Below are 6,657 nucleotides of genomic sequence, written 5' to 3' on the forward strand. Positions count from 1 at the left end.
GGGGATTTTGTCTTTGGGCGATCAGCCCAGCTTGCTCACATTCATATCGGTGGGTTTGGGGATACCGGGCACCGAGCCGGTGCTGCTGTACTGCCAGATATCGTAGTTGTAATCGAAGGACAGCTCGTCCCGATACTGAGCGATCCAGATGCTGTAGGGCGAGAGGCTGGCCATGTTCAGCTGATTGTAGAACCAGCTGGCGTAGCTGTAAACGCCCGCCTTGTAGCCGGAGTTGCGGATGGTCTCGCAGAAGGCCACCGCATTGGCAGTGCGCTGGGCACGGCTGATGTTGTCGGCCCGGCCGGTGTCGCCTGCCACCTTCTCGGTATCGAAGTAGATGGGGTAGCTGATGTTGTAGCCCTGGCACAGGCTGATCACCATGCTGGCCTCCTCCACGGCCTCGGTCTCATTGATGGCCTGGCTGTAGAAGTACAGACCCACCTTCAGACCCGCCGCGGTGGCGCCCTTAATGTTCTGGCGGAAGGTGGAGTCCTCAACCAGAACGCCGGTGCCGTAGCCACGGTAGCCCACGCGGATGATGGCAAACTCGATGCCGGAGGCCTTTACCTTGTTCCAGTCGATGTTGCCCTGATACTTGGACACATCCACGCCCTTTACCCAGGTGGTACCGCCGCCATTGCCGCTCGAGCTGCCCTCGCTGTTCGAACCACTATTCGAACCGCTGTTGCTCTCTTCCTTGACCAGCGTGCCGTTCTCATCGAACTTGTATGTAGTGCCGGCGATCACCTTGGTGCCGGTCACCTTCTGGTGGGTGCTGGGATCGTAGTAAGCCTGCTTGTCCGAGGTGCTGGGGTACCAGCCGGAATACAGGGTCACGATCACCTTTTCCACCGCTGTCATGGCAAAACCGTCATGGGCGATGCCTTGCATGGCTCCCTCGTCATAGAAGCGCAGTGTGGGCTCCAGCGACAGGGTGCTCACGCCATCGGCCGCACCGGCTGCCAGCAGGCCACCTCGGGCCCATACGCCCAGATCCAGCCCGAAGATACCGCCCGCCGCAGTCTGCACCGAGGTTGAAGCGGAAGCAGGCACGGAATTGGAGGTGCTGTCCGCCGGGGCCTGGGTAGACTCCGGAACAGCAGTGGGTTCCGGTGTAGGCACCTCAGTGGGTGCAGGGGTAGGCGTGGGAACCATGCCCGCGTCCAGCGTGGCTTCCACCAGGAACTCGGTGCCATCCTGCGCGGTGGCCGTCTTGCTTACATAGTAAGGACTGATGCTGCCGTCCGCATATTTCAGATATCTGCGGCCGTTCTGCTCCACCACATCGGGAATGTAAACCGTGGTCTTACGCTCTTCCGCAGCGGATTCGTTGTAATCGTAGTCGTTGCCGGAGGGAACGGCTGTGGGGGCCGCAGTGGGCTCAGGCAGAGTGGGGTCCTTGCCGCTTCCGGTGCCGGCACCCGCATGGCTGGCGTTGCCGTTATCCTCCGTGGCCTCGTTGACCTCGCTGGACTGCTTGATCTGGTCCTTAACAGCTTCCACATCAGCCTTGTACTGGACCTTTTCCTTCACCGCCAGGGTCACCGGTTCGGGGGTCACAAAGCCCTCCCGCTCGGTCACCGAGACCGTGTATTCGCCAATGTTCACCTGCTTGATGAGCAGCGTACCGGTCTCCGGGTCCACTGTATAAGTGCTTGCCTTGCCGGATTTCGGGGTCAGCTGTACCTCAAAATCCTGGCCCAGCACCGGCAGACCGCTGTCAGCGTCCATCACGGTAACGCCCACGCTCTGCTGCACGGCAGTGGCCTCGATCTCCAAACGGACCGGGGCCTGGGTGGGCTCCGGCGTTGCGGTTGCCTCCGGCTGGCTCTGGACTTCACTGGATACCGGCTGTACCACGCTCACCGATACCGACGAGCTGTTGTTGGCCGCGTTCACCGCGGTGAAGGCAATGCCAGCGCCGCAGCTCACAGTAACCGCCAGCGCACAGCTCAGCGCAACCAGCGCCTTGCCCAGGGGCATACGGGAAAATTTGCTGCCCGAAAAATAGCGGGAAAGATCCCGTTTGTTCATAGGACGAGCTTCCTTTCTCTTTCTATAATCGATCAACTTTTCCGCTTTGCGGCGAAAAAGGCTGTAATCACGTATAAGTATATCATATTTTCCCCATGGGGAAACAGTCTTTCCGAATTCTTGCTCTTTTTCAGAACTTTGCACGAATCCCATTCCCGCTTCTTGTTATCTTTTTCCTCTTTGCTCTACCAATCGCCGTTCTCTTTAACCCTCCACTGGAATTTTTCCCGTTCTTGTTGTAAGATGTAAGGGAAATAAAAGCAATGTCGCCTGCGCTTTGCCGCGTAAGTTCTGCGGCGGTGCTGAACGATCTGCATTTTCCTCATTGAAACAAAGGAGTTTTCCCCATGGATCTTCCCATGCTACCCACCGAATTCCACACCGGTCTGTGCTTTGATGCACACCATATGCTGGGCGCGCACCCGGCCCCGGACCAGGGCCCCGAGGCCTGGCGGTTTCGCATCTGGGCGCCCGGTGCACAGCGGGTCCAGGTCTGCGGCGACTTCAACGGCTGGTCCGGCCAGGACCTGACCCGGGATGCCGCCGGTGTGTGGAGCGGCTATGTGCCAAAAGCACATCAGGGCCAGTTTTACAAATTCAACATTCAAAAACAGGACGGCGGCTGGGCGCTGCACACCGACCCCTACGGCTTTTATACCGAGCTGCGCCCCGGCAGCGCCAGCGTGCTGTGGGGCATGCCCGCCCACAAGTTCAAGGACGAGGCCTGGATCGCCGGCCGCAGTGCCCGCTACGACCAGCCCCTGAACATCTACGAGCTGCACGCAGGCAGCTGGAAGCGCCATCCGGACGGTCGGTGGTACACCTATCGTCAGCTGGCCGGGGCGCTGATCCCCTGGCTGCGGGAGCAGGGGTATAATTTCATCGAGCTGCTGCCGCTGGCGGAGCACCCCTTCGACGGCAGCTGGGGCTACCAGTGCACCGGCTATTTCAGCGTGACCAGCCGCTACGGTACGCCGGAAGAGTTCGCTGCTTTTGTGGATGCCTGTCACCAGGCAGGCATCGGCGTGCTGATGGACTTCGTGCCGGTGCATTTTGCCTGCAACGGAGACGCACTGGCCCGGCTGGACGGCGGGCACCTTTACGAATACGACAGCGATGTGGGCCTGAGTGAGTGGGGCAGCTATAACTTTAACCTGTACCGGGGCGAGGTGCGCAGCTTTTTGAACAGCGCCGCCGCCTTCTGGTTGGAGGCCTACCATTGCGACGGCTTGCGCATGGACGCGGTAAGTCGGGCACTCTACTGGCAGGGTGACGATGCCCGGGGTGTGAACCAGGGCGCGGTGAACTTTTTGCAGACCATGAACCAGGGCCTGCACCAGCGTTTCCCCGGGGTGATCCTGGCCGCGGAGGACAGCACCAACTATCTGAAGGTCACCGCCCCGGTACAGTACGAAGGTCTTGGCTTCGACTACAAATGGGATATGGGCTGGATGAACGACACGCTGCGCTACTTCTCCGCCCCCTTCGACCAGCGCCCCGGCCTCTATCACACCATTACATTCTCCATGGAGTATTTTTACAACGAATTATACCTTTTGTCATTATCCCACGACGAGGTGGTGCACGGCAAACGCACTCTGATCGATAAGATGTGGGGCAGCTACGAGGAGAAATTTGCCCAGGCCCGGCTGCTGCAGTTTTATTTCATGCTGCATCCCGGCAAAAAGCTCAGCTTTATGGGCACCGAGCTGGCCCACTTCCGGGAATGGGACCAGGACCGTGCCATGGACTGGTGTCTGCTGGAATACCCCATGCACCAGGCCTTCCTCCGGCTGGCCAGGGATCTGAACAAGTTGTATCTGCAGGAACCCGCACTATACAGCGGTGAATACCACAGCGGACGGTTCCAATGGGTCACCTGCGAAGCGGTGGAGGACGGCGTGTTCGCTTTCACCCGCACCAGTGCGGACGGCTCCACCTTCCTGATCGTGCTCAACACGCAGGATAAATCTCACGATCAATACCCGCTGTATTTCGACAATGTCTGCCACGCCCGGCTGGTTCTCTGCACCAATGCCCCGCAGTATGGCGGAGACGGCTGCCCTGCTGCCGAATGCTGGGCAACGCCAGGCGGTGTACTTGGCAAGAGCCACACCCTTCGTCTGGACCTGCCCGCTTTGAGCGGCAGCCTGTACCGGCTGTAAGATACCTGCCGTCGGATTGACAGTATTTCTCTTTCCCGTTACAATGAAGGCAACAGAAATCTTTGGGCAGCCCGGCTGCCCCCATTACAATTTAGGAGGTACGTTTCTATGCTGCGTATCCTGACTGACTCCACCGCTGATTTGCCCGCGGCGCTGGCCCAGCGCATGCAGGTGGAGATCGTCCCCCTGCAGGTAACCTTTGAAAACGGCGACACCTATCGGGATGGACTGGATCTTCCTCCCGAAGAATTCTATCAGCGGCTCAGCGAATGCCACAAGCTGCCCAGCACCAGCCAGCCCAGCCCGGAGGCCTTTGAGAAGGCCTTCAACGACGCCCGGGACGCAGGCGACGAGCTGATTGCCATCCTGCTTTCCGGCAAGATCTCCGGTACCTACCAGTCCGCGCAGATCGCTGCTTCCCTGGTGGATTACGACAAGATCTATCTGATCGACGGTCTCAGCGCCACACTGGGCAACCAGCTGCTGGTTCGTCTTGCGGTGGAGCTGCGGGATGAAGGCCGTTCCGCAGGCGAGATTGTAAGCATTCTGGAAGAGGAAAAACACAAGGTCCGGCTGCTGGCTGTGGTGGATGACCTGAAATATTTCCGCAAGGGCGGGCGGCTTACCGGCGCGGAGGCCTTTGCCGGTGCCGTGCTTGGCATCAAGCCGGTGGTCGGCATGAAGGACGGTCATGTGGCTCTGGTGGGCAAAGCACGCGGTCTGCCCGGTGCTTATGTGGCCCTCTTCAAGCAGCTGGATCAGGACGGCGGTCTGGACCCGGACAAGCGGTATCTGGTGGGCTATACTGCTCATCACCGTGCCATGGAGCCCATTCAGAAATATCTGATCGGCAATCTGCATCTCCCGGCTGCCGAAGTGTTCCACATCGGACCGGTCATCGGCACCCACGCCGGCCCCGGTGCGGCAGGTATCGCCTATTTTGCCAAGGACGAGGATTAACTGTTTTGCAACGCAAAAAGCTCTGTGCTGAAAAATCAGCACAGAGCTTTTTCTATTATGATTCTGCTTTTATTCAGGCTGCAGATCAATACACACAATTTCCGGCGGCGACAGCAGCCGCAGCGGAAGCCGCGTGGTTCCGATGCCGCTGCTCACATAAATCTGAGCGGAACGCTCCGCGTCATCCAGTGCATACAATCCGCGTACAAAGCCACCGGAGCCTGGCGGCAGAATCCGGCGGGCGATCCAGGGGATTCCAACCTGTCCGCCATGGGTATGACCGAACAGCATCAGCGCACGCTCCGGTATGCCCGAAAGCAATTGCGCCGTATATGGCTCATGGGCAACCAGCAAAGGGAATACCCCTTCTGCAAAGGCGGGCAATTGACCTCCCAGCTCGCCGGTCAGATAGTCGTCATAACCCAGCAGCTGGAGCTGATACGCCTCCAGAAGCAGGCTTTCATTTTTCAGGACCCGGAAGCCGAAGGATTCCATAAATTCCTGATAGATGCGCGCTGCACCGCCGCCCCAGTCGTGATTGCCCCAAACCGCGTATTTTCCGCCCGGGGCTTCGATATTGCTCAGCTGCTGCCGCAGCAGCTCCAGGTCCAGCTGTTCCCGGTCGCGGGCGTAGTTGTCCAGCAGGTCACCTCCGAAAATCACCAGATCCGGTTCCAGCCGATTGATGCGGTCTGCCAGCTGTTTTGCGGAATCAACGGATTTGTCTTCCCCAAAATGCGTGTCGGTAAAGAAGACAACACGGCAGTCGGCTGCGATTCCCTGTGCCTGAAAGGAAAGTCTGCGCACTACCAGCAGATTCGGTTCCACGAAACGGGCATACAGCCCTGCCAGCAGAGCAGCAAGCACGATCCAGAACAGCACCCAAATCCAGCGCCGTTTTCTTTTTGTTTGTTTGTATTTCATGGATTTATTTCTCTATATAAAAAGCCCTATGCCGCAGTCCATGCAGCTTTTAAGCCAAAGATGATAGAAAAAATTTATGAGTTTCAAGCCGTTCCAGCAGTGGGACTCCCGCAAAATTTTGTGGGGTTAAGGAGGAATGACGAAATGGTATGAGAAAAGCCCAGCCATTCGGCTGGGCTTTTTGAATGGAATGGAGTCCATTCTGCCGGGGTGCCTGTCTGCCCCGGCAGCGGGGCCCCCGCAAAAATTTGCCTCGCAAAATTTTGTGGGGTTAAGGAGGAATGACGGAATGGTATGAGAAAAGCCCAGCCATTCGGCTGGGCTTTTTGAATGGAATGGAGTCCATTCCGACGTGGTGACCCGTGGGAGAATCGAACTCCCGTTTGCGGCGTGAGAGGCCGCCGTCTTGACCGCTTGACCAACGGGCCATATGAAAATAAAGAGAAGAGAAAAGCCGGCGCCTACCTATTTTTCCAGGTCGTCTCCAACCAAGTATCTTCGGCACAACAGAGCTTAACTTCTGTGTTCGGAATGGGAACAGGTGGGACCTCTGCGTCATCGGCACCGGCCATAT

Annotated in this window: 4 protein-coding genes, 1 tRNA gene and 1 rRNA gene; 2 read left to right on the top strand and 4 right to left on the bottom strand. The window is 58.2% G+C overall.

Going from position 1 to position 6,657, the window contains the following annotated elements; translation table 11 throughout:
* Positions 1-21: 21 nt before the first annotated feature.
* Positions 22-2,034, bottom strand: a complete 2,013-nt coding sequence (locus B5F28_RS08175) for a glycoside hydrolase family 25 protein (RefSeq protein ID WP_158097551.1) — start codon at positions 2,032-2,034, stop codon at positions 22-24.
* Between the two features lie 347 nt (positions 2,035-2,381).
* Between B5F28_RS08175 and glgB the strand changes: the two genes are divergently transcribed.
* Positions 2,382-4,199 carry a 1,4-alpha-glucan branching protein GlgB gene (gene glgB, locus B5F28_RS08180; protein ID WP_087295118.1) on the top strand — a complete coding sequence of 606 codons (1,818 nt, stop codon included), beginning with the start codon at positions 2,382-2,384 and terminating at the stop codon, positions 4,197-4,199.
* Between the two features lie 108 nt (positions 4,200-4,307).
* Positions 4,308-5,159, top strand: a complete 852-nt coding sequence (locus B5F28_RS08185) for a DegV family protein (RefSeq protein WP_087295120.1) — start codon at positions 4,308-4,310, stop codon at positions 5,157-5,159.
* Positions 5,160-5,228: 69 nt separating this feature from the next.
* Here B5F28_RS08185 and B5F28_RS08190 read toward each other — a convergent pair whose 3' ends face one another.
* From B5F28_RS08190 to rrf, 3 genes are all read right to left on the bottom strand, one after another.
* Complete coding sequence (locus B5F28_RS08190) at positions 5,229-6,083, bottom strand: metallophosphoesterase (RefSeq protein WP_087295122.1); 855 nt, start codon at positions 6,081-6,083, stop codon at positions 5,229-5,231.
* Positions 6,084-6,436: 353 nt separating this feature from the next.
* Positions 6,437-6,511: transfer RNA gene (locus B5F28_RS08195), tRNA-Glu, on the bottom strand.
* A gap of 24 nt (positions 6,512-6,535) precedes the next feature.
* Positions 6,536-6,652, bottom strand: a 5S ribosomal RNA gene (gene rrf, locus B5F28_RS08200).
* Between the last annotated feature and the right edge of the window lie 5 nt (positions 6,653-6,657).

Origin of the sequence: Gemmiger sp. An194 (genome assembly GCF_002160145.1) — a bacterium.
GTDB lineage: Bacteria > Bacillota > Clostridia > Oscillospirales > Ruminococcaceae > Allofournierella.